The organism is Scrofimicrobium sp. R131, assembly GCF_040256745.1.
GTDB lineage: Bacteria > Actinomycetota > Actinomycetes > Actinomycetales > Actinomycetaceae > Scrofimicrobium > Scrofimicrobium appendicitidis.
The window spans coordinates 1996608-2023431 of the sequence record NZ_CP138335.1; the positions used below are offsets into that span (position 1 = coordinate 1996608).

Below are 26824 nucleotides of genomic sequence, written 5' to 3' on the forward strand. Positions count from 1 at the left end.
CTAACATGTCACCTCGTCGGCGTACCAGCGGTACCCTGGTGATCGGTTTGGGTCGTTTTGGCGAGGCGGTGGCCGCCTCCCTGGACCGCCTCGACAAGGAAATCCTGGCCATCGAAAAGGACATGAGCCTGGTCCAGCACTTTACCGGTTTGATTCCGATCGTCCAGGCCGACGCCTCTGACATGGAAGCCCTGGAGCAGGCGGGGGCAGCGGAATTTTCTGCCGCCGTCGTCGGGGTCGGCTCCGCCCTGGAAGCTTCGGTGCTGATCACCGCGAACCTGGTGGACCTGGGGGTGCCCTCCATTTGGGCCAAGGCCACCTCGCGGGAGCACGGGCGGATCCTGAAGCGGATCGGCGCCCACCACGTGATCTACCCGGAGTTCGACGCGGGTCGACGAGCCGCCCACCTGGTCGGTGGGGACCTGCTGGACTACATCGAGATGGATCAGGAAGAGCTGGCCATCGCCAAAATGCGGCCCCCGCGCGAGCTCGAAGGGTTCACCCTGGCCGAGTCGCAGGTGGAGACCCGCTACCACGTGCGCGTGCTCGGCGTGATTAGCCAGGGGGAGTCCTTCCGCTACGCCGATTCCCAGACGCTGGTGGAGGACTCGGACATTCTGATCGTCTCGGGTTCAACCGCCGCCATCGGCAACTTCTCCGAACGTCCCCGCTAGCGCACCTGTCGGAGCGGAAGAGTACGGTCGGGGCATGGCAAAAACCAAAGTAGTTCACGTCTGTGAGGAATGCGGTTGGGAGTCCCCCAAGTGGCTCGGCCAGTGCCGCTCCTGCGGGGCGTGGGGCACGCTGACCGAGGCCAGAATTGGCCCGCCCGCGCCCGGGTCCTCGCTCCCGGCGCTGGCGACTGCCGCGGTGCCGGTGACCGAGGTGGACATTCGGGAGGCGGCCGCCTTCCCCTCGGGTATTTCTGAGTTTGACCGGGTCCTCGGCCGGGGGATCACCCCGGGTGGGATTATTTTGCTGGCCGGCGACCCGGGGGTGGGTAAGTCCACCCTGCTGCTCGACATTGCCGCCCGGTTTGCCCGGATGGCCGAGGCGGATGGGCGCGGACCGGTCCTGTACGCCACCGGGGAGGAAACCGCGTCGCAGGTTCGGCTGCGGGCAGAGCGGATCGGCGCGCTCACCCCGCACCTGCTGCTGGTGGCAGAGAACAACTTCCAGGCCGTGGCCGCCCACGCGGCTGAGCACCGCCCTTCCCTGCTGATCGTGGACTCGGTCCAGACCCTGACCGTGCCGGAGGCGGATGGCGTCCCCGGGGGTGTCACCCAGATCCGGGAGGTGACGACCGCCGTCATCCGGGTGGCGAAAGAGCAGAACCTGCCGGCGATCCTGGTCGGCCACGTGACAAAGGAGGGGGGCCTGGCCGGTCCCCGCTCGCTCGAGCACCTGGTCGACGTGGTCTGCCACTTTGAAGGGGACCGGCACACCGGTCTGCGCCTGCTCCGCTCGTTGAAGAACCGGTACGGCTCCACCGATGAGGTGGGCTGCTTCCAGCTGACGGACCGCGGGGTGGAAGAGGTGCCGGACCCCTCGTCCCTGTTTGTCTCCAATCACGAGCGCCAGGTGGAGGGTAGTGCCATCGCCATTACCTTGGACGGTCAGCGGGCGCTGCCAACAGAAGTGCAGGCCCTCGCGCAGGAGGGGCCCGGTGGCAACGGACGAAGGACCGTCTCGGGGCTGAACCACTCGCGGGTGGCCATGATCCTCGCGGTGCTGCAAGCCAAGGTGGGGATCGGCTCGCGGGAGGAAGACGTATACGTCTCGACCGTGGGTGGGGCCGTCGCCACCGAACCCGCGACGGACCTGGCCATCGCTTTGGCGTTTGCTTCCGCCAAACGCGGTGAGGCTGTTCGGCCGCGCCTGGTGGCAATTGGCGAGGTGGGCCTGACCGGGGATATCCGCGGCTGCCACGGGCTGGAGCGGCGACTGGCCGAAGCGCAACGTCTCGGTTATCGAGAAGCGCTGGTGCCGTCCTCCCAGGTCCAGGACTTGCGGGCGCCCCGGAACCTGCAACTTATCCCCGTGGGAGAGCTTTCCGAAGCCATCAACTTCGCATTGAAGATAGACTGATGACACTGGAAGACGGGAAGGGGTTGCCCACAGTGGGAACAGATCAGCAGATGTTGCGTCACGCATTGCGGCTGATTGCACCCGGGACTGAACTCCGCGAAGGAATTGGTCGGATCCAGAAGTCACACACCGGGGCGGTCATCGTGCTGGGCTACAACGCTGAGGTAGAGAAAATTGCCTCCGGTGGCTTCACCGTCAATGTCGAGTTCTCCCCCGCCCGCCTGCGTGAGCTGTGCAAGATGGACGGCGCGGTGGTGGTGGACGTGGACCAGTGGATCATCCGCCGGGCCAACGTGCAGCTGATGCCGGATCCGTCGATCCCGACCGACGAGTCGGGCACCCGGCACCGCACCGCCCAGCGAACCGCGCGCCAGGCCAGCCTGCCGGTCCTCTCGGTCTCCTCGTCGATGAAGATGATCTCGATCTACGTCGGGGACCTGCACCACACCGTGGTTGAGCCGGAGGCACTGCTGGTCCGCGCCAACCAGGCGGTGGACACGCTGGATCGGTACACCCAGCGACTGGACGAAGTCATGTCCACCCTGAGCATTTTCGAGATGCGCGACTCGGTGACAATCCGGGACGTGGCCACCGTGGTCCAGCGGATGGAAATGATCCGGCGCATCACCAGTGAGATCAACGAGTACATTGAGGAACTCGGCGTGGACGGGCGCCTGCTGGCCCTGCAGGTGGACGACCTGCAACGCGGGGCTGCGGCCGAACGCACCCTGGTCCTGCGGGACTACATCCGCAACCCCGATCGACTGGCCGAAGCCGAGGAGCGCCTCGCCCAGCTGTCGGCGGACTCGCTGGTGGACCTGGCCCAGATCGCCAACATTTTGGGGCTGGCCGTTTACGACTCGACCGACCTGGACTCGGCGGTGTCCCCCCGCGGGATCCAAGCCCTGTCCACCGTTCCGCGCCTGCCATGGCAAACCATTCAGGCCATCATCAACCGCTGGCCCACCCTGACCGAACTAAAGTCGGTCACCACCGAGGAACTGCAGGAAATTGAGGGGATCGGCCCCTACCGGGCCCAGATGATTGTGGAGCAACTTCACGAGCGTCACCGCCTGGCCTACAACCTCGGCTAGCTCAGCTCCACCCGCGTCTCACCGGGCAGCGCCTCCTCGCCGATGAACCCCAGCAGCCGGTAGGTTCCGGCCCCCGCCACCAGCGGCTCCTCACTGTCGTTAGTCACGGCCGCACACTCGGAGTAGATGTGTCCGTCCCATTTCAGGGTTCCCGTCCAATTCTGGTCGGGGCTGAGCAGCAGCGGCCGGGCCCAGTTACTGGAGCAGGCCGTCGGGGTCCAGACCACGTCTTCCCCGGTTACCAGGCGGACCGCCAGTTGCCCGGTATCGAACGAACAGTCACCGGTCCCGCGATTCTCAATCGTGACGGCGACGCTGAAACCTTCCCCCACCGGCGGGTTGTACACGTCGGGCTGGAAGTCGACCCGCAGGTCCTTGGCGGCGCAGGCCGCGATCTGCACCGGCAGGTTCTGCTCCGGCGTCAGCACCGTCTCCTTATGCTCCGTCAGCTTGGCGTAGACGCTGCGCCCCACCTGGAAGACACCGTAGCCGACGCCCGCCACCAGCAGCGCCAACACCAGCAAAGAAATGATTCGGCGCACCCACATGCTGGGGGTTACTGTTCCAGCCATCCGCGTCCCTCCCGCTCGGCCATTCGGGCAGTGCCGGTTGGCTTGCCACTGCCCCCGGGGCCACCGCCCTGCTCCTGATCCCAATCGTCCGCACTGTCATCCACGCACCAGTGCTCAACCAGCCACGAGATCCCGGCCAGCAGCAGCGAGCCGGCCAGGGCAATCCCGGCCCCAATCGCGGCCTGAACGGTGGTGGGGGCCCAGAGGCGAAACAGGCTGACCGCGCCGATCCCCAGAAAGAACCCGCTGAACGCAGCCCCGTTGATGGCTGCGGAGCGGGCAAACATGGCGATTCGGGCTGCGTCAACCGCCCCCACCCGAGTCTTCTCGCCGCGTTTGAACCGTCGGACCCCGCGTCCGCCCTGAAAAATGGCAATCGACAGCAGCACGAACAGCAGCGCCAACCACGGGGTGATCAGCGGCGGTGACATGGCGAGCTGCAAGAGCAGCGCGGATAGCAACGCTCCGATCAACAGGCCGATCAGAGCGGACAGCGACATTCCCCTCCAGGAGAGGGGTTTCACTCGGTCCCCTCTTCGTCGTCAAAAATCCGCACCCCGTGGTCGGGGAGGGGAATCATCCCGGTCGGGCTCGGGCGAATCACCCGGCGCCGGGTCGGCGGCGGAGCGGGCCGCTCCTCGCTGGTGACCGAATCGACGATCCGGACCCCCTCGGAATCCTGCGAGAACCGCCAGTTCGGCAACTCCGGCAGGTCGGCAGCGCGCTGCGGGGGAAACTCGGGGGCCGGCGGGGTCTCGACCGGCAACGCCACCGGCGGCGGGGTCTCGACCGGCTGACGGCGGCGCCGGGGAGGAGTCGAGGAGAACCGCTTGGTGGTCCGCAGTTCATCCACCCGGGTGCGAACTTCCTCCCGATGGAGCAGCCGCTGGAAGATGGAGTCCCCCTCCACCTCGGCCAGTCGCACCCGGTTGCCCCGGATGGTGACGGGCGGGGCCGCGCGGTGGGCGGCGGCTCGCGACGGAACCGGCGGAGCGGGCTTCGGCTCATCGGTCGGCAGCCACCGCTCGACCACGTTCAGGATGCCGCCAATGTCGGGGGCCTGAGCTGCCAGGTCGGTGAGCCGGTGGCCGGCAAACCGGCCGTTGGGCCGCAGCAGCGACCACGGGTACAGCACGAAGGCGCGCTGGGCGGCGCGCGGGTGCGGCACGGTCAGGGTCGGGGTCTGGATCCGCTGACCCTGGTAGTCGATCAGGTCGATGTCGAGGGTGCGCGGGCCCCAGCGTTCCACCCGCCGGCGGCCAAACTGGCGTTCAATGCTCTGGGTTAGGGCCAGCACCTCTTCGGGGGCCATGGTTGTCTGTGCCAGGACCACCGCGTTCAAGTAGTTGGCCTGCGACTGCTGTCCCGGGGCCAGCACCGGCCGGGTTAGGACCAGGGGCGAGACCGCCACCACCGTCAGACCGGGGGCTTCCCCGAGGGCCGCCACCGCCCGCGCCAGAATCTGTTGCGAGTCGCCGAGGTTTGAGCCCAGTGCCAGGACCACCTCGTGGGAAGCCGGGGCCGGGGCGGGCGACTCGACCAGCAGGTTGGCCAACTGCGGGGGCAGCTGGGGGGCCGGCGGTGGCGGAGTCGATTCCCGGCGCCGATGGAGGGTGACGGAGACGTCGTTGAACAGGTGGGCAACGGGAGCCATCGGCTTGTGGACCGTGACGTCCACTTCCTGGACCAGCGGGTTTTGCAGCGCCATCTGCGCGAGGTGGTGAGCCAGCGTCTCCAGCAGGTAGACGGGCTTGCCTGTCAGGATCGCCACCGCGGCGTCCGCCATTTTCGAATAGTCGACCGTGTGCTGGACGTCGTCAGTTTCCGCGGCCCGACGCGCATCCACGTAGAGGGTCAGGTCGGCGGTGAACACCTGGGAACCGGAACGTTCAAAGTCGTAGACGCCGTGATGCCCGACGGCGCTCAGACCACGCAACTTGATGACATCGAGGTCCTTGCCCACAGTTACGCCCCATTCATTTGTGCCACCAACCTGCGGTTGGCTGCCACGTCATGCACTCTTACGCCCCACACCCCAGCCTGCCAGCAGAGGCGAGTGACGGCCAGCGTCCCCTCGTCCACGTTCTCCGGGTAACGTTCCCGGACGAACCGCTTCCGCGAGGCCCCCACCAGCACCGGGTATGGTTCCGCTACCCAGGTTCCCAGGTTCTCGACGATTTTCCAACACTGCGGCCCGGTGAGTGCAAAACCGAGGCCCGGATCGATGACGATGCGCTCGGCCTTGACCCCAGCCTCCCGCGCGCGCTCCACCTGGGCCAGCGTCTCGTCGAGGACGTCCTGGAGGACGTCCCGATAGCTCTCATCCAGGTCCGGATCCCCGGGAAAACCGCGCCAATGCTGGACGATGTAACCAACATCTCCCTCGGCCACCACCCGGTTCATTTCCGGATCGAAGCAGCCCCCCGAAATGTCATTCACGTAGTGCACGCCCGCGTCGATGGCTCGGCGAGCAGTGTCCGCGTGAATCGTATCCACAGACACGCGCAGGCCCTCACTCAACAGCACCGGCAGCACCGGAGCCAGGCGGTGCCACTCCTCTTCCACGCTGATTCGGGTCGAACCGGGTCGGGTCGACTCGGCCCCCACGTCAATCAGGTCGGCGCCCTCGGCCCACAGGTCCAGCCCGTGCGCAATCGCGTCGGCCGGGCTGAGCCAGCGGCCCCCGTCAGAGAACGAGTCGGGCGTCACGTTCAAGACACCCATCAGTTTCACCGGTGCAGCCCACTCATTCCGATCAGGCCAAACAGTTCCGAGCGGCCCTGGGCTGAGTCCAGTTCCCCGCGGAACACGCTGGTCAAGGTGGTGGCGCCGGGCTTGGCTACCCCCCGCATCGACATGCACAGGTGCTCGGCCTGCATGATGACCGCCAGCCCGCGCGGGGCCAGCATCTCTTCCACCGCGTCGGCCACCTGAGTGGTCAACCGTTCCTGCACCTGCAGGCGGCGGGCGTAGCCTTCGACCAGGCGGCCAATCTTGGACAGCCCGGTCACGCGGCCACCGCTCGGGAGGTAGGCCACGTGGGCGTGACCTGAGAACGGCAGCAGGTGGTGTTCGCACAGGGTGCGAAACTCAATGTCGCGCACCAGAACCAGTTCTTTACTGTCGACCGCGAAGGTGGTTCGCAGGTGATCGCGCGGATCCTCGTCGTAGCCGCGGACCAGCTCCGCCCAGGATCGGGCGACGCGGTCCGGGGTGCGGCGCAGGCCATCCCGATCCGGGTCTTCCCCAATGGCAGCCAGCAGGGCGCGAGTCGCCTCGCGGATGGCGTCCTGATCAACCATCAGTTCTCCTCGTTCTTCTCCCCCGGGTCCATCCGGGTCGGATCTAGCTCAGCGGGACCGGTGGCAGGCCCGGGTTCCACCCCGAGCGGCTCGCCAAGTCGGGCCCCGGGAATGGCCGCGTCGGCCCCGTAGTTCCAGACGGGCCGTTCGGGCTGCTTCACCACATCGCGGAAAATCTCGGCCAGCTGCTGCTCGTCCAGCGTTTCCTCTTCGAGGAGGCGGACGGCCAGTCGGTCCAGCACGTCCCGGTTCCGGGTCAGAATCTCCCACGCTTCGCGGGTCGCCTCGTCCAGCAGCCGGCGGGTTTCGCGGTCAACCTGAGCGGCCACGTAGTCGGAGTATCCCTGGCCGCCACCTCGGCCCATTTCGCGGCCGAGGAACGGGTCCGTGTCCTCACTGCCCAGCTTGACCGAACCGACCTCGCTGCTCATGCCGTAGTCGGTGACCATGGCCCGAGCCGTCTTCGTGGCCTTCTGAATGTCGTTGGCGGCCCCGGTGGAGGGGTCGCGGAACACGATCTCTTCGGCCACCCGGCCGCCCATGGCGTAGACCAGGTCGTCCAGCAGCATGTTGCGGGTCTTGGAGTAGCGGTCCTCCGCGGGCATCACCATCGTGTAGCCGAGGGCACCGCCGCGGGGCAGGATCGTCACCTTGGTGACCGGATCGGTGTAGTGCAGGGCAGCGGCGCAGAGGGCGTGACCGCCCTCGTGGTAGGCGGTGACCGCCTTGTCGTGCTCGTTCATCACCCGGGTCCGCTTCTGGGGCCCGGCAATCACCCGGTCAATCGCCTCGTCAATGGCGCGGGAGTCGATCAGGTCCGCGTTCGAGCGGGCGGTCAGCAGGGCCGCCTCGTTCAGCACGTTTGCCAGGTCGGCGCCGGTAAAGCCCGGGGTGCGCTTGGCAATCGCGGCCAGGTCCACGTCCTGGGTCAGCGGTTTGCCCCGCGAGTGTACCCGAAGAATCTCGGCCCGCCCCTTCAGGTTCGGCGCTTCCACGGCGATTTGACGGTCGAAACGACCGGGACGCAGCAGGGCCGGGTCCAGGATGTCGGGCCGGTTGGTGGCCGCAATCATGATCACGTTGGTGCGGGCGTCAAAGCCGTCCAGCTCAACCAGCATCTGGTTCAGGGTCTGCTCGCGCTCGTCGTTGCCGCCGCCAATCCCCGAGCCGCGGTGACGGCCGATGGCGTCGATCTCATCGACGAAGATGATCGCCGGGGCGGCCTTCTTCGCCTTGTCGAACAGGTCGCGCACCCGCGATGCACCCACCCCGACGTACAGTTCCATGAACTCGGAGCCGGAAATTGAGAAGAACGGGACGCCCGCCTCGCCGGCCACGGCCTTTGCCAGCAGGGTTTTACCGGTGCCGGGAGGTCCGTACAGCAGCACGCCGCGGGGAATCTTCGCCCCCACGTTGATGAACTTGGTCGGGTTGTCCAGGAACTCTTTGATTTCTTCCAGCTCTTCGACCGCTTCGTCTTCCCCGGCCACGTCCGCAAACGTCACCTCCGGGTCGGACCGGTTGAACTCGCGAGCCTTAGCGTTGCCGAAGCCGCCCATCATCTTGCCACCAGCGGCCTTGGACATCAGCCACCAGAAGCCCAACAGCAGCAGCATCATCGGCAGGATCAGCTGCAGCATCGACCCCAGGAAGGACTGGGAGGGGTAGAGAGCGTTGTAGCCCTGCGGCGGCTCGGCATCGTCAATTAGGTCCAGGACCTCCTGCGACTGCACCCGCGCGTAGGGGAAGGAAATGTTCTTGCCCAGGTTCCGCTCCGGGTCGGTGACCGCGGTCGACTTGTGGACGTAATCTTCCTTCAGGGTCAGGTTCACCTGCTGGGTGCCGTCATTGACTACGGCCCGCTCAATCGGTTGGGATTTGAGGATCTCAATTCCCTCGGAGGTGACCACCGTGGCGGGCTGAACCATTCGCCAGACAAACCAGGACATGGCCATCAGCATCAGCAGGGGCACCACGATGTATGGCCATACTCTGGCACCGGACTTCTTGGGTGCTTGCTTCTTGTCTTCAGCCATCAAATGCTCTCCACGTTTCCTGAGGGCGCCTAGCCGCCGTATACGTGCGGGGCCAGCGTCCCGACACAGTTGAGGTTGCGGTACTTCTGGTCGTAGTCCAGACCGTAACCGACCACAAACTCGTTTGGAATGTCGAAGCCGACGTACTTGACGTCCACCTCAACGCGCTGAACGCCGGGCTTGCGCAGCGCCGCCGCGATCTGGACGGAGGCCGCCCCGCGAGTTTCCAAGTTGTCTTTCAGCCAGGCCAAGGTCAGGCCCGAATCGATGATGTCTTCCACGATCAGCACGTGGCGTCCGTGCACATCTGTGTCCAGGTCCTTCAGAATCCGGACCACCCCGGAGGACTTGGTCCCCGAGCCGTAGGAAGAAATTGCCATCCAGTCGATTTCCACCGCTGACTTCAGTTTCCGGGTCAGGTCGGCCACCACCATCAGGGCCCCGTGCAGCACCCCGACCACCAGGAAATCTCGGCCCGCGTAGTCCGAGTCAATCTGCTCAGCCAACTCCTGGAGCCGCTGTTGAATCTGCTCCTCAGTGATGAGGACTTTCTCAAGATCGTTGCCCAGCTGTGCTGCTTCCATAGCCATCCTTTGATTACCCGGGTGAGACTAGCGTCCACTCAAGATTGCCACAGTTCCCACCTACTGGGCATCTTCATTCGCCCACAGCGTGGAGGGCGCGAACTCCAGGCCGGACCCGCGCCGGCGCACCCGCACCGCCCCGGGCAGCCAGGTGGGCCCCTGCCCGTGCCAGTTTGTGACCAACCTGTCCACGTTTTCGAGGTGAACGCTGGCCAGCTCGCCCGCCACCGCCCCGCATTCGAGGGCCAGTTGCCGGTAGAGCCGGCGCCGGATTGCCGCCGGGAGGGCCCGGGTGGGGGCCACCGGGATTAGCCGGTGTCCGTCCGCGCTGCGGGTTTGCAGCCGGGCCACCTGGGCATCGGCCAACTCGGTCAGCGCCTGCTCGTCATCTTGCAGTTGGCGCGCGGTGCGGGCGAGCGCGGGGGCGACGTCCTGGCCGAGGGCCCGCTCCAGCGCCGGCAGCGCCCAGGCTCGGACCGCGGCTCGTCGAAGCGGCTCATCGGCGGCGGTCCGCCAGTGAGAGTCGACCCGGTTGGTCGGGTCCTCCACCGGCTCCAGCCCCAGGCTTTGGCAGCAGGCCACCGTGTCGGCCCGGCGCAGGTCAAGCAGGGGTCGGCCCAGGAACAGCCCCGGGGCCAGTTGGGTGCGTCGAGCCATGGCACCGAGCGAGCGCGCCCCCGAACCGCGGGCCAGGCGCAGCAGCACCGTTTCGGCCTGGTCGTCGAGGGTGTGGCCCAGCAAAATGTCGACCGTGTCGGCGCCGGTTTCGGCCTGCAGTTCCAGGGCCGCCTGGCGCAGGGAGCGGTGGCGCCGGTCGCGGGCCTCCCCTTCGGGTCCGGTCCACTCGCCTGAGGGCTCCGGCCGAACCACCCGGGCCCGCTCGGCCCCCAGGTCACGCAGCAGTTGAACCACCCCGGCTGCTTCGCCTGCTGACTCGGCCCTGATCCCGTGGTCGACGGTGATGGGACTGACCGGCACCCCCTGGCGGGCGGCCAGGTCGAGCGCGGTCACGGCCAACGCCAGCGAGTCAGCGCCTCCGGAGACGCCCACCACCAGCGCGTCGGGGGTGTGCTCGCGCAGGTAGGCGCGGACCGCCAGCGAGACGGCCCGGACCGGGGCGGGAGGCTTGGGACCAACCAGGTCGGTGGCCGAGCTAGACAACCCCAACCCGCTTCTGCCACCGCGCCGGGTCGGTCAGTTCGGGGCCGCTGGGCAGGGCTGTCGGGCCCGCCAGCAGCGCGGCCAGGCGGCGCGGATGGGAGCGGACGTCGAGGACGGTCAGGAACTGGCGGGCGTCAAAGCGAAGCCGGTCCAGTTCGGCCCTGGATCGGTCCACCCCGGGCAGACGCAGACAGGAATGCAGGAAGGAGGGGCTGCCCTGGTGCTGGCGAATCCAGTTGATCGAGGGCATTTCCCGCGGGGTTAGGTCCTCGAGGGACAGGTCGATCAGTTCCTCCAGCAGCGCTACCGCCTCGGTGAAACTGTCAGAGCCGCGGGGAAGCTGCCCCAGACCTTGACCCAGGTGCACGCCCACCCACGGCACCTGCCGCAGGAGGCGTTCCCAAAGCGCGGCGCGCAGGGCCACCAGGCGGGAGAAGTCGGTCCGGTCGAACCGGTTGTCGGTTGCCACCTGCCAAACGTTCGGGGCCACCAGGACCGTCCGGAGGGCGTCGCCCCGGTCCCACCAGGAGGTCAGCAGTTCACCGGACGCGCGGCTGAGTCCCACCGCCGCCTCGGCCAACCCCCAGCTGGAGTCGCGCCCAACCAGGGTGGGCCCGGAACTACTTTGACCGAGGGTGCGGGTGAGCGCGTGGATCAGGCCGTGGCGATCGACCACCAGGGGTTCACTCAGTTGGACGGGACCCGGCAGGAGGGCGTACCGGTCGGCCCGTCGCTCAGCCCAGCGCGCGCCTTCGCGCAATCTCTGGACGGCGGCCCGGCTCCCAGCCGAGGAAATCCGCGGCCCGGCCGGGGTGAGCAGACACGTCCAGCGGTCCACCCGGTTCCAAGGCACATTCATGCCATTATTCTAACTGCGCCCGCCCGCTAGTTGGCTTCGACCAGCGAGGTGACGAAGTCGTCGATCGGGTCGCGGGCCAGGTATCCGGTCCAGCCGGGGGCGTTATCCACCCCGACCGCGAAGAGGAGCTGCTGCCCGCCGGCGGTGGTGACCACCCCGGTCAGGCTGGAGACCGATCCGAGCGATCCCGTTTTGGCCTGCAGGTTTCCGGCGGTGGAGGGCGAGCCAAACCGCTCGTCCAGGGTGCCGACCGTGCCGCCGCGGGGCAGCAACCGGAGCAGTTCCGCTGAGGACGACCCGGGCCGCAAGCTGGCCTCCAGCGCGTCCACCAGCACGTGCGGGGGCACCTTTGAGTTTGAGCTCAACCCGGAGCAGTCCTCCAGGGTCAACCCGGTGGTGTCGACCCCGAGCTGCTGCAGCTGATCGATCAGGTGAGCGGTGGCCCCGGCGAAGGTGGTCGGCGCGCCCTGCTTGAGCGCGCTCAGATGGCAGTACTGTTCGGCCATCGTGTTGTCCGAGGTGCGCAGCAGGAACGCAATCTGTTCGTACTGGGGGGCCGAGTCGACGTGGGCCACCGGTTCGGCCTCCGCCGGGGCGGTGCCGACCGCGACCGAGTCGACGGCGATCCCCTGGCCGCGCAGCGCCTCCGCGAACGTATTCGCCACCTCGGCCGCCGAGTTGTCGACAAATTCCCACGCACCGGGGGAGGTTCGCCCGGTGTCAATCGCATAAGGGCCGACGTCGCCCGCGAAGTCGGTCACCTCCTGCGCGGTCCAGGCCGGCAGGCGGGAGTCCCCCTCGAACAGCCGATCCTGGTAGGCCAATTTCACCTGCTTGACGCCCTGGGAGGTGAGCGCGCTGGCCGTCTGCTGGGCCAGGTCGGCGAGTCCGGCCTGACCGTTGACCGTGCCGGTGCTGGTCCCGGCGGTCAGCAGCAGATCGCCCTGCCCCCACAGGTACAGGGTCGAGCCAACCCGCGACACCCCGGTCTGCAGCGGCTCCGTCGCATCGAGGTCCTCCAGTGCCACCAGGGTGGTCAGCACCTTCAGGATGGAGGCCGGCGTGTGCCCGTCGCGCCCGCCCTGGTCCAGCAGCACCTCACCCGTGTCGGCATCTTTGATGTACGCCCAGGCAGTCCAGCCGCTCTGCTGAGCCAACTCGGCCAGGGGTTGCCACAGGGTCTGGACCTGAGTCGGGGTGAGGGCCCGGGCCGGATCGGGGGTCCGAACCGGCAGCGCCGCCAGGTCCAGGCCGGACTGCGGCTCGGGCGGGGCCGCGTAGGTTTGGCCTCGGAAAAGGGTGACGGAGGAGGGAAGGTGCTCGCCGGGGCCGAGCAGGCCTCCGGCCCAAATCCCCCACGCGCCCACGCCCAGGACCACGGCCCCGGCCCCCACCAGGGCGGCAATCTTGCGTGGTTTCACGGTTTCCTCCGTTAGAGTGGATAATCAGGTAATACTCTAGTTCAAGGCGAGCCGGAAAAGTTCCCGGATAGAGTTGGCGGCGGCTAGCTAGGAGGCAGTCACAATGGAATTTGACGTCACGATCGAGATTCCCAAGGGGAACCGGAACAAGTACGAAATCGACCACGAGACCGGTCGGATCCGCCTGGACCGGATGCTGTTCACCTCTACTCGCTACCCGGATGACTACGGCTTCATTGACGACACCCTGGGTGAAGACGGCGACCCGCTGGACGCACTGGTCCTGCTGGAAGAGCCGACTTTCCCCGGGTGCCTGATTCGCTGCCGGGCTCTCGGCATGTTCCGGATGAAGGACGAGATGGGCGGGGACGACAAGGTCCTGTGCGTCCCGGCCGCCGATCACCGGGCCGCCTGGCGCACCGAGATTGACGACGTCTCCGAGTACCACCGGCTGGAGATCCAGCACTTCTTCGAGGTGTATAAGGACCTCGAACCCGGGAAGTCAGTTGAGGGCGCCCACTGGGTGGGCCGCGAGGAAGCGGAAGAGGAGATTCTCCGCTCGTTTGCCCGGGCCAAGGAGCACGAGGCGAAGCACTAGTTGGCCCCGGCTCGGTCCTCGGCCAGTATTTCCAACGCCACCCACAGGTGTGCCCGTACCCCCGGGTCGGTCAGGTCCCGCGCCAACAGCGTTTGCAGTCGGGCGAGCCGCTGCCCCACCGAGTTGCGGTGAATCCCCAGTCGGCGGGCCATCTCTCCCGCCCCGCCGCCCGCCTGCAGGTAGGCAAGCAGCGTCTCCAGTTGGCGCGGGTCACCCAGGATCGGCCCGAGTTGACGCTCGGCGAAAGCCAGGGCGGTGTCCTCGGCCAGTAGGTGAGAGAGCGAGTTGTCTGCCACCTGCTCCCAACTGAGCACCGGGTGGGTCGGATCGGTGCCCCGCAGTGCCAGGCCTGCCCGCCGATCCCCCTCGGGCACCTGAGCCGGGGGCCCCGCGGGCCCAAACCCAACCCGGCAGCGGCCCCAGAATCCCGGGGGCAGCGTAGCGAAAAACTGGGGATCGGCCACCAGCGTGACCCGGTCCCTCTCCGGTTTCCATCCGAGGAAAACCGAGGTGAGCAGGTGCGGTTCGAGCCGGCGCTCCAACTCCACCAGGTGTCCCCCGCCGCCAACCCAAATCTGGGCCACCTGCAGTTCGGCTGGCAACTCCACCCCCACCTCGTCGGCGGCCACCTCGGCTCCGTCGGTGTCCCCCGCCAGCAGCAGTCGGACCAGGATCGCGCGGGCCTGGGATTCGCTCAGGAGCCGCTGGTGTTTGGCTTCGGCGGAAACCCCGAGCAGGGAGACGGCCAGGCTGAGGGCGGATCGCTGCCAGAGGGTGGGCGAGTCGGAATAGGTGATGGCCAGGTAGCCCTCCGTGTTGCGGCCAAGGCCCAGCGGCTGCAGGCTCAGGTAGCGCCCCCCCTCCGCCACGGTGACGGCCCCGCGACGCTGGAGGCGGGCCAGCTCAAGGGCAATTTGGTCGGCGGGAAACGAGTCGGCCTCGGAGCCAATGGGGCGGTGGCGCAGGCGCCCGGTTTGGTCCAGCAGGGCAGCGGTCCCGCGAAAGACCCCGGCCAGCGTCCGTAGAATCGCGGTCTCGCTGCCCTTGGCCGCCGCGCGGGAGAACTCCTGCTGGATCATCAGCCCGGTCTGGTCGGTGGGACTGGAGGGCTCGCCGGGGGCGGTCAGCAACTGCGCCACCTGGCGGGAAATGCTAACGAAAGTTACTTCCTCGGCAAAGACCAGGAGGTTCATCCCCTCGCGCGCACAGGCCTCCGCCAGCGGGGCGGGAGCGTCGTCGAACGCCACCCCGGTGCCCAGGCCCAGGGCGCTCACCCCGGCTCGGCGGAGCCGGCGCACGTAATGGGTCCAGTCGGTTTGGGTCCAGCCGTGGCCGAACAGGCCGGTGGTGAGGACCAGTTCGCCGCCCTCCAGAAACTCACCCGGATCGAACAGTTCCGTGCTGGCCACCCAGGTGACCTCCAGGTCGGGGCGGGGCAGGTCCACCCGCAAAAACGGGCCGGGCAATGCGGGGATCATTTCCTCAACGGTGAGCATATGGTCAGTATGACCTACCTCGGCGCAAAAATTGTGCTTTTTGCCTAGGTCGTTCGGATCAAACCCCAGCTAACCTCGGTGTTGTCAGCAAATATTCTGCCTGAGAGACACACAATGGAGTTGGTATGGCAACTATTCCCCAAGATCGGCAACTGAAGACGGCTTTGCCGGGCCCCGCCTCGTCCGCCCTGTCGGCGCGCGCCCAGGCGGCCATTCCCCGCGCCAACAGCGCGACCATTCCCGCCTACGCGGCTGCGGCCGACCGCGGCATCATTGAAGATGTTGATGGCAACCGCCTGATCGACTTTGCCTCCGGCATTGCCGTCACCTCGGTGGGCGCCTCGGCCCCCGCGGTCGTCGCGGCCATCCAGGCTCAGGCCCAGCAGTTCACCCACACTTCCGCAATGATCACCCCGTACGAGGGTTACATCGCGGTGGCAGAAAAGCTGAACTCGCTCACCCCCGGCGACTTCCCGAAGAAGACCTCGCTGTTCAACTCGGGCGCCGAGGCGGTTGAGAACGCGATCAAGGTAGCCCGGACCTACACCGGGCGCCAGGCGGTGGTCGCTTTCGATCACGCCTTCCACGGGCGGACCTCACTGACGATGGCGCTGACCGCCAAAGCGGTGCCCTACAAGCTCGGGTTTGGCCCCTTCTCTCCCGAGGTGTACCGGATGCCGGCGTCCTACCCGTACCGCGACGGGCTCTCGGGGGCCGAGGCGGCCGCCCGCTCGATCCAGGCGATGGAGAAGCAGATTGGGGCCAGCCAGATTGCCGCGGTCATCATCGAGCCGGTTCAGGGTGAGGGTGGTTTCATCGTTCCCGCGCCCGGCTTCCTGCCGGCCCTGCAGCAGTGGTGCAACGACAACGGCGTGGTCTTCATTGCCGACGAAATTCAGTCCGGCATTGCCCGCACCGGCACCTGGTTTGCCTGTGAGGACGAGGGCGTGGTCCCCGACCTGGTCACCATCGCCAAGGGAGTGGCCGGGGGGATGCCGCTGTCGGCCGTCACCGGTCGGGCCGAAATGATGGACGCCCCCGGACCGGGCGCCCTCGGCGGAACCTACGGGGGGAACCCGATCGCCTGCGCGGCGGCGCTCGCCACCCTGGAAATGATTGAGCAGGAACACCTGCTGGAGCGGGCCCGCCAGATCGAGACTCTGGTCGTCGATCAGCTGTCCGGCATGCAGGCCCAGGACAACCGGATCGGGCAGATCCGGGGACGCGGAGCGATGATCGCCCTGGAGCTGGTCCAACCCGGCACCACCGAACCCAATCCCGAACTCACCGCCCAGGTCGCCTCGCGCTGTCGCGAGCAGGGGCTGATCCTGCTGACCTGCGGCACCTACGGCAACGTCATCCGGCTGCTGCCGGCACTCACCATCAGCGACCAACTGCTGACCGAAGGCATTTCGATCATCGAAGCGGCCCTGAACGAGACGAAGGAAACCAACTGAAAATGTCACCCAAACCTGAACACCACAATCCGTTGGAGGATGCCCGGGCCCAGCTGGCCGAGGCTGTGTCCTTCCTCGGACTGGATGAGGGCATGTACCAGATGCTGGCCATTCCGCGGCGCGAAGCCACTGTGGCCATTCCGCTACGCCGCGATGACGGCTCCAAAGAGGTGCTGATCGGGCACCGCGTGCAGCACAACATTTCCCGCGGCCCGGCCAAAGGCGGCCTGCGCTTCAGCCCGAACGTCGACATCGACGAGGTGCGCGCGCTGGCCATGTGGATGACCTGGAAGTGTGCGCTGCTGGACCTGCCGTTCGGCGGCGCCAAGGGCGGCGTCCAGGTGGATCCGCGCAACTACTCCGAGGGCGAGCTGGAGCGGATTACTCGCCGCTACACCTCCGAGCTGATGTCGTTCATCGGCCCGGAAAAGGACATTCCCGCCCCCGACATGGGCACCGGCGAGAAGAACATGGCCTGGATCATGGACACCTACTCGGTCGCCAAGGGTTACACCGAGCTCGGCGTCGTCACCGGCAAGCCGATTGAGGCCGGCGGGTCGCGCGGCCGGGCGGCGGCCACCTCCCGCGGGGTCGTCTTCTGCGCCCTGTCCGCGATGGAATCCCTCAAGATGGAGCCCAGCAAGACGACGGCCGTCGTCCAGGGCTTCGGCAAGGTCGGCCGCGGGGCGGCGCGCTTCCTGTGGGAGGCCGGGGTCAAAGTGGTGGCGGTCGCCGACATCTACGGCGCGGTCTACCACCCGAAGGGCTTGGACGTGCCGGCCCTGGAAGAGCACGTGGACCAGACCGGCCGCGTGACCAGCTTTGCCGGGGCGGAGGAAATCCCCGCCGACTCCATCTGGGGGCTCGACGTGGACCTGCTGGTTCCCGCTGCCGTCGAAGGGGTGCTGACCGAAGAGAACGCCTCCCAGGTCCAGGCCCGCCTGATCGTGGAGGGTGCCAACGGCCCCACCACCCCGCAGGCAGACGCCATCTTCAACGACAAGGGAATCCTGGTTGTGCCCGACATTCTGGCCAACGCCGGCGGCGTGGTCGTCTCCTACTTCGAGTGGGTCCAGGGCAACCAGAGCTACTGGTGGAGCGAGGAAGAAGTCAACAATCGCCTCGAACAGCGGATGAAGCTAGCCTGGCGGGAAGTGGGCAAGTTTGCCCGCGACAAGCAGCTGCCGCTGCGGACCGCGGCCACCACCATGGCGGTCGAGCGGGTGGCGCAAGCCCACCTGCTGCGCGGCCTCTACCCGTAAATCGACTGGGCCAGAGTGAAAGAAGAGATGATGACCGAAACAAGAATCGTCAACTCGCCGATCCTGCAGGAGTACCTGCGCCAGATCGCACCCGACCGAGGGGTCTTTATTGGCGGCGAGTTCCGCGCCGCCGAGAAGACCTTCGCGGTCACCGATCCGGCCACCGGGGATGTGGTCGGGCAGATCGCGGACGGCTCCAGCGCCGACGCGCAGGCGGCGGTCGAGGCAGCCGAACAGGCCCTGGTGGCCTGGCGCCAAACCTCACCCCGCGAGCGCTCAGTAATCTTGCGTCGAGCCTTCGACCTGATGCTGGAAGAGGAAGAGCAGCTCACCCTGCTGATTAGCGCCGAGCACGGGAAGGCGCTGACCGATGCCCGCGCCGAAGTGCGCTACGCGGCCGAATTCTTCCGCTGGTTCTCCGAGGAGGCCGTCCGGATCGAGGGGACGTACGTGCCCGCGCCCGGCGGCGGGGCCCGGACGATCGTGACTCACCGTCCGATCGGCGTCGTTGCCCTGATCACGCCGTGGAACTTCCCGGCTGCGATGGCGACGCGGAAACTGGCCCCGGCCCTGGCTGCCGGGTGCACCGCGCTGCTGCGTCCCGCCTCGTTCACCCCGCTGACGTCGCTGGCGGTGATGCACATCCTGGTGCGCGCCGGAGTGCCGGCCGGGGTGGTCAACATGGTGCCGTCCTCCCACGCCAGCGAGATCTCTGACATCTGGCTGGCGGCCGAGCCGGTGCGGGCCGTGTCCTTCACCGGTTCAACCCGGGTCGGGCAGATCCTGATGGCCGAGGCGGCCAAGCGGATCCTGGTGTCCTCCATGGAGCTGGGTGGGAACGCCCCGTTTGTGGTGGCCCCGGACGCCGACCTGGACGCCGCGGTGGAGGGAGCCCTGGTGGCGAAGCTGCGCGGCGGCGGGCAGGCCTGCACGGCCGCCAACCGGCTCTACGTCCACGCGGACGTAGCCGAGGAGTTCACCCGCCGCTACGTGGCCCGGATCAGCGCGATGCCGGTGGGACCGGCCATTGACCCGCACACGCAGATCGGCCCGGTGATTTCGGAGGCGGCTGCCGCCGAAATGCACGGCTACGTGGACGGAGCCCTGGCGGAGGGGGCGCGGATGGCACTGCAGCTGGAGGTTCCCTGCGGCGGCTCGTTCTTCCCGCCGACGGTGCTGACCGACGTGCCGCTGGACGCGACCATCTTGCAGACCGAGGTGTTTGGGCCGATCTCGCCCATCGCCACCTGGACGGACGAGGAGGAGCTGCTGGCCGCGGTCAACGGCACCGAGTTCGGCTTGGCCTCCTACGTGTTTAGCCAGGATCTGCAGTGGGCGATGAAGTTTGCCGAGTCGATGGAGGTGGGCATGGTTGGGATCAACCGGGGCCTGATCTCCGACCCGGCCGCCCCCTTTGGGGGAGTCAAGCAGTCAGGGATTGGACGCGAGGGTGGGCACGAAGGGGTCCACGAGTTCCTTGAAACCCAGTACCTGTCCGTGAACTGGTAAGTGCACCAGAAATAGAGTGGCCCGGGGCCCCCGATCGGGGCTCCGGGCCATTCGCTTGGGACGGGTAATGCCCGGGTGTTTCCACCCGGGCATTCCGTCTAGCTACTACTTGCGGGTGATGGCCTCGGCCAGCTCCTCGAAGCAGTCGACGTAGGCGTCAATTGCCTCGTCGGTGTGGGTGACCGAGAGAGTCCACTCTTCTTCGCGACCCGGGGTCATGAAGATCCCGCGGTTCATGTTGAAGAGCCAGGCCAGGGTGGCCAGTTCGGCCGACTGGTTGGCCTTGAAGGATTCGTAGTCCGTGACCTTGACCGGCGAGAACGTGACGCAGCCCTTGGCACCCACGCCGACGGCGTAGCCGGGCAGGTCGTACTTGTCGATCACGGCCTGGCAGCCGTTGACGATCCGGTCGTTCAGGTGGTTGATGTGCTGGTAGGCCTCGGGGGTGAGGACATCCTGCAGGTTGGCTCGGGCCGCAGCCATCACCAGCGGGTTCCCGTTGTAGGTCCCCACCTGGTAGACGGTGCCGTCCTCGACCACGCTCATGACCTCTTCGGTGCCGCCGATGGCTCCGGTCGGGAAGCCCCCGCCCAGCGCCTTGGCCAACGTGACCAGGTCGGGCTGGACGCCGTACAGGTCGGTCGCTCCGCCCGGGGCGATGCACAGGCCGGTCTTCACCTCGTCAAAGATGAGGACAATGCCGTGCTTCTTGGTGATCGCGCGCACCGCCTCAAGGTAACCCGGCTCCGGCAGAACCACGCCCAGGTTCATCATGGCGGGTTCCATGATCACGCAGGCGGGCTTGCGCCCCTCCGCGGTCAGACGCTCGATCCGACGTTCCATCGCACCGGCGTCGTTGAACGGAACCGGGATGGTCATGTCCACTGTGGCCTGGGGGATGCCGCCGCCGTAGGCGAGCGAAGCCAGGTTCTCCCGGTCGCCAATCTTGTCGTACTCCACCCCGATCGAGACCATCACCGTGTCGTGGTGACCGTGATAGGAACCGAAGATCTTCATCACGGTGTCCCGGCCGGTGTAGGCACGGGCAATGCGGATCGCATCCATGGTCGACTCGGACCCGGAGTTGGTGTAGCGCCACTTGGGAAGTCCCCAGCGGGCCGCCAACTCATTGCCAACCACCACAGCATCTTCGGTGGGGGCGGCAAAGTGGGTGCCCAGGACGTAGCGGTCAGAGACGGCCTTGCCGATGATCGGGTTCGCATGGCCCTGCAGCATGGAGCCAAATCCGTTGTGGAAATCCCACATTTCGTTCCCGTCGACATCCCAGACCTTGGGGCCTTCGCCGCGGGAGAGGTAGATCGGCCAGGGATCGCGCAGCTGGTAGGACGAGGCAACCCCGCCGGCCAGGTGAATGCTGGCCTCCTTGTACATCTCTTTCGAGCCGCGAGTATGTTCGTTCAGCCGTGCGCCTTCAATCTCGGTTAGCTCGGCAACTAGATCCATATCGATGTTCTTCATCGTTACTCATTTCCTTGAATGGGCCGGCCTGGCGTCCGTTATTGATTTTTTCGAGTAGGTCGTCTCCGTCGGCCTGGCACGAAGACGTTGCTGGATTTAGCTAGGCATCAAGGTTCAAGACTGGGACCGCTTCCTCATCGAGATTGGCCTCAGACTTGCTGATGGTGGCACCGCGGAAGAAATCCGGGTTCCGGAAGTAACTGATAATCATGATTACCACACCGGACAGGATGAGAACCAGTGTCAAGACAAAGACCAGTCCCAGCCCGAACAGTTGCGATCCCGACCCGTAGTCGGGGTCGATCGACTCGCGCAGGGTCATCACCAGCAGAATCAGCAGGGTCAGGCCCCCAATCCCGGGTGCGGCAAGTTTGAAGAAGAAGTCGCGCACCGAGTTGAACCACTGGCGCCGGAAGTACCACACGGCCGCAAACGCGGTCAGACCGTAGTAGAAACAGATCATGGCACCAAGCGTTTCGACGGTATCCCACAGCACCTTCTCGGACACGACCCGCATGAACGCGTAGAAGATGGATGCGCCCAAAGCCGACACCAAGGTGGCGTAGCTGGGGGTGTAGAACCGCGGCGAAATGGTGGCGAACTTCTTCGGTAGCGCCCCATAGTGTCCCATGGCCAGCAGGGTGCGGGCCGGAGAGACGAAGGTCGACTGCAGCGAGGCGGCCGAGGAGCTGAGGATGGCCAGCGACATCAGCATCGCGAGCGGACCGAGCACCGGACCGGACAGGGCGAAGAAGACATTCTCTTGAATGTCCGGGTTCCCTAACCCGATCCCCGTATCACCCAGGCCGGCAAACGCCATCGAGCCGACGGTGACGAACAGGTAGATGGACACGATGACCACCACGGTGGTGATCGCGGCCCGTCCCGGGGTGCGTCCCGAGTCGGTGGTCTCTTCGTTCATTGTCAGCGTCACGTCCCAGCCCCAGTAGACAAAGAGGGAGAGCGAGACCCCGGCGGTAAACGCCGCGAACGAGGAGGTGGCCAGCGGGTTGAACCAGTCGAGCTGAACCGGAGTGGCGTGAACGGCCGTCCCGTTGTAGGCCCGAACCAGCGCCGTCGCACCGAAGCCAAGGAAGACGATCAACTGGAATCCAACCAGCCAGTACTGGATCCGCTGAGTGGTCTGCATGTCGCGGTAGGACACGGTGGTGGCAATCGCCATGAAGATCAGGCAGGTCACCACGTTGACCAGGGTGTTGCGGGACAGGTCGGCAATCGCCGGGTTGTTGAACAGCTGCGAGAGCAGCAGGTAGAAGAACTCCACCGCGATCCCAGCCAGGTTGGACAGCACCACGACGGTGGCCACCACCAGCCCCCAGCCGCTCATCCACCCGATCCACGGGCCGAAGGCGCGCGTCCCCCAGGTGAACGAGGTGCCCGAGTCGGGCATAGCCTTGTTCAGCTCCCGGTAGCCAAAAGCCACCAGCAGCATGGGAATGAAACCTACCAGGAAGATGGCGGGAACCTGTGCCCCCACCTGCGAGACCGTCGGGCCAAGGGCCCCGGTCAGGGTGTAGGCGGGCGCGATGCAGGAGATGCCGATGACGACGGCTCCGAGCAACCCAACAGACCCGGCGGACAAGCCCTTCTTTGACAGCTTGCCCCCGGTTTTACCTTTCGTGTTGACGCTCATGACGCCTCCCCTTCCCATCCGGCTGGGACGACGACCAGCGGCACCGGCAGGACCCGCAGGATGCGGTTAGCGGTTGAGCCCAAGAACAGTCGTCCCTTTTGCGCGAGGCGACCTGAGCCCATCAGCGCGATCTCCTGCTTCTTCCATTTGATGGTGGCCACGGCCTCCTCGATGTTGTCGCCCTGTGCCACCTCGGACAGTGGGATGGCTCCGCTGTTGAGGGAGACCGACTTCGCCGCTTCGGCGATCCGTTCGCCGCGCTGCTCAGCTTCCTCACCGGTGCGACGCACCCGCGAGGCCGTTGAGATGGAGACCAGTCGCAGTCCGGCCGAGGAGGCGTTGGCATACTCTGCCGCCGCCTTCAGCACAACCTGCCCCCGCTCGCCGGTGTCGCCGACGATGGCGCTCACCCGGCCCAGCTTGGTGTAGGGGTGGTTGCGGAACCCGCGCGGGGCCAACGCCACCGGAACCGGCGACGAGTGCAGCATGGTGTTGCCAACTGCCCCGAGGGAAACCTGCCCGAACGCGCCGTGGCGTCCACCCCCGATTACCAGCAGCGTGGAGCCAAACTCCTCAACCGCAGCCAGTAGACCCTCGGGATAGGACATGGCGTAACGCAGGTTCTTGGTCGGGACAACCGAGCCATCTGTTTCACCGATCACCTCGTCCATCCAGCGATCAATCTGCGCGGCCACTTCCCGATCGAAGGCTGTCTTCGTCGTTGTGAGCGCCACGCTTTCTTCTCCGCCCCGCACGATGGTGACGAGGTCAAGTGGACAGTTCAGTGCTTTTGCTAGCGAATAACCTAATGCGAAGGCATCTCGCCCTCCTAGTGAGTATGAAAATGCAGCCAATACGCGCATTCAATCACCTAATTTCCTGTTTGGAAGCTTCAGGGCATGGCAAACCCAACCCTGGGTATGCTCCAGACCTGCAATGGGATTTACTGCTAGTAGTTCAAGCTCATGACGTGCTTGATCCGGGTGTAGTCCTCCACGCCGTAGACCGATAGGTCCTTGCCGTAACCGGACTTCTTGAAACCGCCGTGCGGCATCTCTGCCACCAGCGGAATATGAGTGTTGATCCAGACGCACCCGAAGTCCAGGTCTTGGCTAAAACGCAGGGCGCGGCCGTGATCTTTGGTCCACACCGACGACGACAGGGCGTAGGGCACCCCGTTGGCCATTTCGACCGCCTGGTCGTCAGTGGAGAACTCCTGCACCGTGATGACGGGTCCAAAGATCTCGGTTTGAATCAGTTCGTCGTCTTGACGAAGACCACTGATCACAGTGGGAGCATAGTAGTAGCCACGGTCGCCCACGCGGTGTCCACCGGTCAGCACCTGCGCCCATTCGGGGCGGTTCTCAACCAGGGTGGAGACCTTGTCGAAGTGCGCGGCATTGTTGAGCGGGCCGAAGAAGGTCGACTCATCCTCGCAGTCACCTGTCTTGAGGGACTCCGCCTGCTCAACCAGCAGTTTGGTGAACTCCGCGGCCACCGACTCGTGCACCAGGACGCGGGTGGCGGCCGTGCAGTCCTGGCCGGAGTTGAACAGCCCGGCCTGCGCGATCCCTTCGGCCGCCAGGGCCAGGTCCGCGTCGTCGTGGACGATGCAGGGCGCCTTTCCTCCCAGTTCGAGGTGGACCCGGGTCAGTCGGTTGGAGGCGGCATTGGCCACCGCCTCGCCGGCCCGGACCGAGCCGGTCAGGGCAATCAGGCCCGGAACCGGGTGGGTGGAGATCAGGCTGCCGGTGGAGCGATCCCCGAGCACCAGGTTGAACACCCCGGGGGGAATGATGTCCTTCACCACCTGGGCAAAGGCCAGCGCCGACTGCGGCGTCGTGTCACTGGGCTTGAGCACCACGGTGTTGCCGGCAGCCAGGGCCGGGCCCAGCTTCCAAACCAGCATCATGAACGGGTAGTTCCAGGGAACGATCTGGCCCACCACCCCAATCGGTTCGCGCCGCACGTAGGAGGTCAATCCCTCCATGTACTCGCCCGCCGAGAGCCCCGAGGAGATTCGCGCCGCCCCGGCAAAGAAACGCAGCTGGGAGGCACCGGCCAGCACCTCTTCGCTCTTGACCATCTCCACCAACTGGCCGGTGTCTTCATGCTGCTTGGCAGCAATCAGATCCGCAGCAGCTTCCACCGCGTCGGCCACGTCCAGCAGCACCTGCTGGCGCTCGGCAGGCGTGGTGCGATTCCACGTCTTGGCCGCCGCCGCAGCCGCCGCAAACGCCGCGTCGACATCCGCCGCCTCCGAAACCGGGGTGATCGCCACCACCTCCTCGGTGGCTGGCGAAATAATCTGCTGGGTTTTCGCCCCTTGCGCCGGGACAAACTCACCATTGATGAAATTTTTTAATACGCGGTCAGTCATACGTTGACACTCTCCCAAACTGAATACAAACAGCCTTGTTTGCCTGCTCAGGGACTTTTGTCCCCGGACGTAAAGCCCAGAGTATCCAACCACCCCTACCTTGTCGATGGGGTTCACACTTACCGACTTTGTATGGTGATGCGTATCACAACGGCTGGTCCGTAAATCGATTACTAACCTGTCAGGAAATAATCGAAGCGGCCAGATAAACCAATTATTCAGCCGATAACTTGCCCGCAAAAAATGCCGTCTTTTTCGGCGACGCTTCCCCTCCAGCCCGCCCACGACTCGGCCAAAGAGCGGGGCTAAGCACCCCAAAAAGCGACCCTCACCTGCGCATTGTCACCTCAACCGGAGGCAGAAGCAAAAACCCGTCCGACCCGGAGGGGGTCGGACGGGTTTGAAAGAGGGAAGCCTAGATGACGCGACCTGCGCCCAGGACGTTGCCCCAGTTATAGATGGAGGTGATCCGCAACGGGATCCCATAGTCGGCAGCTTCGATGATTTGGCCGCCGCCCAGGTAGATGGCCACGTGGTAGATGCCGGATTGGCTGCCGTTGGAGGACCAGAAGATCAGGTCGCCCGGGATCGCATTGCCGACCGACACCCGCGAGGTTGCACCCCACTGCTGGGAGGATACCCGGGGCAGGTAGACCCCAATGGCGGCGTAGGCGGTCACAACCAGGCCCGAGCAGTCATAGCCCGGCCCGGTTCCACCCCAGACGTAGGGTGCACCCAGCAGGGACTTGGCCACGGCGATCACCGTATCAATGCCACCGCCACCGGTGGAGGGGGGCGGAGTCGGGATCGGATCCGGCTTCGAGGGCGGTGGAGTGACCGGCGGAGTGGGCGGAGGAGTCGTCGTCCCACCGCCGCCGCCACCGTTGCCGGGCTGGCTCGGGGCCGGGGCGGACCCGCCCCCGCCACCCGTCTGCTGCTCGGAACGTTCGATAGCGGCTTGACGCTCGGCGGCTTCACGCTCGGCCTGCTGGGCCGCGTCCCGCTCGCGAATCAGTTCAACGGTGGTGTTCTGCTTGGCGGCCAGCTCGGCCAGCAGGGCTTCGCTCTGCAGCTCGGTGTCGGATTCCAGGGCCTGCGCGGCGGACAGCTTCTCTTCCGCTGCCTTGGTCTTGGCCTCCACGTTGCTGTAGGCCTTCTCTTCCGCCGCCTTCGCCTTCTTTGCACTCTCGGCCATCACGTTGGCCACCTGCTCAAGCGCAGCCACGTTCTGCAGCTTGCTGTCGGCAGCCGAGCCGAAGCTGTCGATGATGTTGCGGCGGGACTCAACGCTCTGCAGACCGTCGGAGGTTAAATAGGGAGCCAGCGGATCAAGCGCGCCCGAGCCGCCACGGAAGGCGGACTGGGCCACGGTCGCCAACTCGGAGCGGGCGTCTTCGAACTTGGCCATCGCCTCGTCCGCTTCCGCCTGGGCCTTTTCGGCCGCCTCGGTAGCTTCGTCCAGATTCTCTTTGGCCGCTACGAGCGCCTCACCCGCCAGCGCGGACTCAATTCGGGCCTGCTGCAAATCGGCGCGAACAGCCGCGAGCCGAACCTCGATCTGCGCCACCGATAGTTCGGCCAGGCGTTCGTCTTCGCGCGCTGCGTCAATATCGTCTTGGGTGGGAGCTGCCAGCGCCATCTGGGGGGTAAACACCAGGGCCAGGGCGGCGATCACCCCCAGCACAGGCGTTATGAACTTCTCTCGAAGTATGTTTTTGACGTGCCAGCGCACAGAATCACCCCGCAGGTTGGTCGGTCAGCTTTCATAGGTCACGGCACCTACTTTGATACCGAAATCTACAGTAGTCACAGGCGTACACTTTGGCAACATCGTGAACATCTGTCACAACTTGCTCAATCTTCACATTTGTC

The 26824-nt window shown here is 66.0% G+C and carries 23 protein-coding genes; 7 read left to right on the forward strand and 16 right to left on the reverse strand.

Features of this window, described 5'->3' with window-relative positions; all coding sequences use genetic code 11:
• The first annotated feature begins 5 nt into the window (after positions 1-5).
• From SAC06_RS09195 to disA, 3 genes are read left to right on the forward strand one after another with little or no spacing between them, the layout of a single operon-like run.
• Positions 6-674, forward strand: a complete 669-nt coding sequence (locus tag SAC06_RS09195; RefSeq protein WP_350257999.1) for a TrkA family potassium uptake protein — start codon at positions 6-8, stop codon at positions 672-674.
• A 34-nt stretch (positions 675-708) separates the two neighbouring features.
• The gene (gene radA / locus SAC06_RS09200) at positions 709-2088 is read left to right on the forward strand and encodes a DNA repair protein RadA (RefSeq protein ID WP_350258000.1); all 1380 of its coding nucleotides are present in this window, start codon (positions 709-711) and stop codon (positions 2086-2088) included.
• A gap of 32 nt (positions 2089-2120) precedes the next feature.
• A complete protein-coding gene (gene disA / locus SAC06_RS09205) occupies positions 2121-3182 on the forward strand; it encodes a DNA integrity scanning diadenylate cyclase DisA (protein ID WP_350259184.1) in 1062 nt (353 codons plus the stop codon).
• Here disA and SAC06_RS09210 read toward each other — a convergent pair.
• The 10 genes from SAC06_RS09210 to dacB are packed head-to-tail and all read right to left on the reverse strand — an operon-like array spanning position 3179 to position 13117.
• Positions 3179-3754 carry a hypothetical protein gene (locus SAC06_RS09210; protein WP_350258001.1) on the reverse strand — a complete coding sequence of 192 codons (576 nt, stop codon included), beginning with the start codon at positions 3752-3754 and terminating at the stop codon, positions 3179-3181. The two genes, disA and SAC06_RS09210, sit on opposite strands and share 4 nt — an antisense overlap.
• The gene (locus tag SAC06_RS09215; protein ID WP_350258002.1) at positions 3739-4278 is read right to left on the reverse strand and encodes a DUF3180 domain-containing protein; all 540 of its coding nucleotides are present in this window, start codon (positions 4276-4278) and stop codon (positions 3739-3741) included. Before SAC06_RS09215 ends, SAC06_RS09210 begins: the two co-directional genes overlap by 16 nt.
• Complete coding sequence (gene folK / locus SAC06_RS09220) at positions 4275-5717, reverse strand: 2-amino-4-hydroxy-6-hydroxymethyldihydropteridine diphosphokinase (protein WP_350258003.1); 1443 nt, start codon at positions 5715-5717, stop codon at positions 4275-4277. Before folK ends, SAC06_RS09215 begins: the two co-directional genes overlap by 4 nt.
• A 2-nt stretch (positions 5718-5719) precedes the next feature.
• Positions 5720-6478 (reverse strand): dihydropteroate synthase, encoded by a 759-nt coding sequence (gene folP, locus SAC06_RS09225; RefSeq protein WP_350259185.1) that lies wholly within the window; start codon positions 6476-6478, stop codon positions 5720-5722.
• A 5-nt stretch (positions 6479-6483) separates the two neighbouring features.
• Positions 6484-7059 carry a GTP cyclohydrolase I FolE gene (folE, locus tag SAC06_RS09230; protein WP_412766239.1) on the reverse strand — a complete coding sequence of 192 codons (576 nt, stop codon included), beginning with the start codon at positions 7057-7059 and terminating at the stop codon, positions 6484-6486.
• Complete coding sequence (gene ftsH / locus SAC06_RS09235) at positions 7056-9092, reverse strand: ATP-dependent zinc metalloprotease FtsH (RefSeq protein WP_350258005.1); 2037 nt, start codon at positions 9090-9092, stop codon at positions 7056-7058. The genes folE and ftsH overlap by 4 nt, the downstream gene beginning before the upstream one ends.
• Positions 9093-9121: 29 nt before the next feature.
• Positions 9122-9676 carry a hypoxanthine phosphoribosyltransferase gene (hpt, locus tag SAC06_RS09240; RefSeq protein ID WP_350258006.1) on the reverse strand — a complete coding sequence of 185 codons (555 nt, stop codon included), beginning with the start codon at positions 9674-9676 and terminating at the stop codon, positions 9122-9124.
• Positions 9677-9736: 60 nt separating this feature from the next.
• Positions 9737-10837 carry a tRNA lysidine(34) synthetase TilS gene (tilS, locus tag SAC06_RS09245; RefSeq protein ID WP_350258007.1) on the reverse strand — a complete coding sequence of 367 codons (1101 nt, stop codon included), beginning with the start codon at positions 10835-10837 and terminating at the stop codon, positions 9737-9739.
• Positions 10830-11696, reverse strand: a complete 867-nt coding sequence (locus SAC06_RS09250; protein WP_350258008.1) for a zinc-dependent metalloprotease — start codon at positions 11694-11696, stop codon at positions 10830-10832. Before SAC06_RS09250 ends, tilS begins: the two co-directional genes overlap by 8 nt.
• Positions 11697-11722: 26 nt before the next feature.
• Entirely contained in the window at positions 11723-13117 is a 1395-nt protein-coding gene (gene dacB, locus SAC06_RS09255) for a D-alanyl-D-alanine carboxypeptidase/D-alanyl-D-alanine-endopeptidase (RefSeq protein ID WP_350258009.1), read from the reverse strand.
• A gap of 103 nt (positions 13118-13220) precedes the next feature.
• On the opposite strand from dacB, the gene SAC06_RS09260 reads away from it, so the two are divergent.
• Entirely contained in the window at positions 13221-13715 is a 495-nt protein-coding gene (locus SAC06_RS09260; protein WP_350258010.1) for an inorganic diphosphatase, read from the forward strand.
• On the opposite strand, the gene SAC06_RS09265 is transcribed toward SAC06_RS09260, so the two are convergent.
• Complete coding sequence (locus SAC06_RS09265; RefSeq protein WP_350258011.1) at positions 13712-15211, reverse strand: PucR family transcriptional regulator; 1500 nt, start codon at positions 15209-15211, stop codon at positions 13712-13714. The genes SAC06_RS09260 and SAC06_RS09265 overlap by 4 nt on opposite strands.
• A 125-nt stretch (positions 15212-15336) precedes the next feature.
• On the opposite strand from SAC06_RS09265, the gene gabT reads away from it, so the two are divergent.
• From gabT to SAC06_RS09280, 3 genes are read left to right on the forward strand one after another with little or no spacing between them, the layout of a single operon-like run.
• Entirely contained in the window at positions 15337-16668 is a 1332-nt protein-coding gene (gabT, locus tag SAC06_RS09270; RefSeq protein WP_350258012.1) for a 4-aminobutyrate--2-oxoglutarate transaminase, read from the forward strand.
• 2 nt (positions 16669-16670) lie between these two features.
• Entirely contained in the window at positions 16671-17930 is a 1260-nt protein-coding gene (locus SAC06_RS09275; RefSeq protein WP_350258013.1) for a Glu/Leu/Phe/Val dehydrogenase, read from the forward strand.
• A gap of 30 nt (positions 17931-17960) precedes the next feature.
• Positions 17961-19439 carry an NAD-dependent succinate-semialdehyde dehydrogenase gene (locus SAC06_RS09280; RefSeq protein WP_350258014.1) on the forward strand — a complete coding sequence of 493 codons (1479 nt, stop codon included), beginning with the start codon at positions 17961-17963 and terminating at the stop codon, positions 19437-19439.
• Between the two features lie 105 nt (positions 19440-19544).
• Here SAC06_RS09280 and SAC06_RS09285 read toward each other — a convergent pair whose 3' ends face one another.
• From SAC06_RS09285 to SAC06_RS09305, 5 genes are all read right to left on the reverse strand, one after another.
• Positions 19545-20918 carry an aspartate aminotransferase family protein gene (locus SAC06_RS09285; RefSeq protein WP_350258015.1) on the reverse strand — a complete coding sequence of 458 codons (1374 nt, stop codon included), beginning with the start codon at positions 20916-20918 and terminating at the stop codon, positions 19545-19547.
• Positions 20919-21018: 100 nt separating this feature from the next.
• Positions 21019-22572, reverse strand: coding sequence for an APC family permease (locus SAC06_RS09290; protein ID WP_350258016.1), 1554 nt, complete (start codon positions 22570-22572; stop codon positions 21019-21021).
• Entirely contained in the window at positions 22569-23435 is an 867-nt protein-coding gene (locus SAC06_RS09295; RefSeq protein WP_350258017.1) for a universal stress protein, read from the reverse strand. The genes SAC06_RS09290 and SAC06_RS09295 overlap by 4 nt, the downstream gene beginning before the upstream one ends.
• 86 nt (positions 23436-23521) lie before the next feature.
• On the reverse strand, positions 23522-24952 hold the full coding sequence (locus SAC06_RS09300) for an aminobutyraldehyde dehydrogenase (RefSeq protein ID WP_350258018.1): 1431 nt from the start codon (positions 24950-24952) through the stop codon (positions 23522-23524).
• Positions 24953-25367: 415 nt separating this feature from the next.
• Positions 25368-26636: a C40 family peptidase gene (locus SAC06_RS09305; protein ID WP_350258019.1), complete on the reverse strand. Its 1269-nt coding sequence runs from the start codon at positions 26634-26636 to the stop codon at positions 25368-25370.
• Positions 26637-26824 lie beyond the last annotated feature (188 nt).

What these genes read in the sequence shown, in the direction of transcription:
- SAC06_RS09260 (WP_350258010.1), top strand. Translation starts at nt 13,221, where the DNA reads ATGGAATTTGACGTCACGATCGAGATTCCCAAGGGGAACCGGAACAAG.
- SAC06_RS09285 (WP_350258015.1), bottom strand. Translation starts at nt 20,918, where the DNA reads ATGAAGAACATCGATATGGATCTAGTTGCCGAGCTAACCGAGATTGAA.
- SAC06_RS09290 (WP_350258016.1), bottom strand. Translation starts at nt 22,572, where the DNA reads ATGAGCGTCAACACGAAAGGTAAAACCGGGGGCAAGCTGTCAAAGAAG.
- SAC06_RS09275 (WP_350258013.1), top strand. Translation starts at nt 16,671, where the DNA reads ATGTCACCCAAACCTGAACACCACAATCCGTTGGAGGATGCCCGGGCC.
- SAC06_RS09300 (WP_350258018.1), bottom strand. Translation starts at nt 24,952, where the DNA reads ATGACTGACCGCGTATTAAAAAATTTCATCAATGGTGAGTTTGTCCCG.
- SAC06_RS09195 (WP_350257999.1), top strand. Translation starts at nt 6, where the DNA reads ATGTCACCTCGTCGGCGTACCAGCGGTACCCTGGTGATCGGTTTGGGT.
- gabT (WP_350258012.1), top strand. Translation starts at nt 15,337, where the DNA reads ATGGCAACTATTCCCCAAGATCGGCAACTGAAGACGGCTTTGCCGGGC.
- SAC06_RS09265 (WP_350258011.1), bottom strand. Translation starts at nt 15,211, where the DNA reads ATGCTCACCGTTGAGGAAATGATCCCCGCATTGCCCGGCCCGTTTTTG.
- SAC06_RS09280 (WP_350258014.1), top strand. Translation starts at nt 17,961, where the DNA reads ATGACCGAAACAAGAATCGTCAACTCGCCGATCCTGCAGGAGTACCTG.
- radA (WP_350258000.1), top strand. Translation starts at nt 709, where the DNA reads ATGGCAAAAACCAAAGTAGTTCACGTCTGTGAGGAATGCGGTTGGGAG.
- SAC06_RS09295 (WP_350258017.1), bottom strand. Translation starts at nt 23,435, where the DNA reads ATGCGCGTATTGGCTGCATTTTCATACTCACTAGGAGGGCGAGATGCC.
- SAC06_RS09210 (WP_350258001.1), bottom strand. Translation starts at nt 3,754, where the DNA reads ATGGCTGGAACAGTAACCCCCAGCATGTGGGTGCGCCGAATCATTTCT.
- SAC06_RS09250 (WP_350258008.1), bottom strand. Translation starts at nt 11,696, where the DNA reads ATGAATGTGCCTTGGAACCGGGTGGACCGCTGGACGTGTCTGCTCACC.
- hpt (WP_350258006.1), bottom strand. Translation starts at nt 9,676, where the DNA reads ATGGAAGCAGCACAGCTGGGCAACGATCTTGAGAAAGTCCTCATCACT.
- ftsH (WP_350258005.1), bottom strand. Translation starts at nt 9,092, where the DNA reads ATGGCTGAAGACAAGAAGCAAGCACCCAAGAAGTCCGGTGCCAGAGTA.
- folP (WP_350259185.1), bottom strand. Translation starts at nt 6,478, where the DNA reads ATGGGTGTCTTGAACGTGACGCCCGACTCGTTCTCTGACGGGGGCCGC.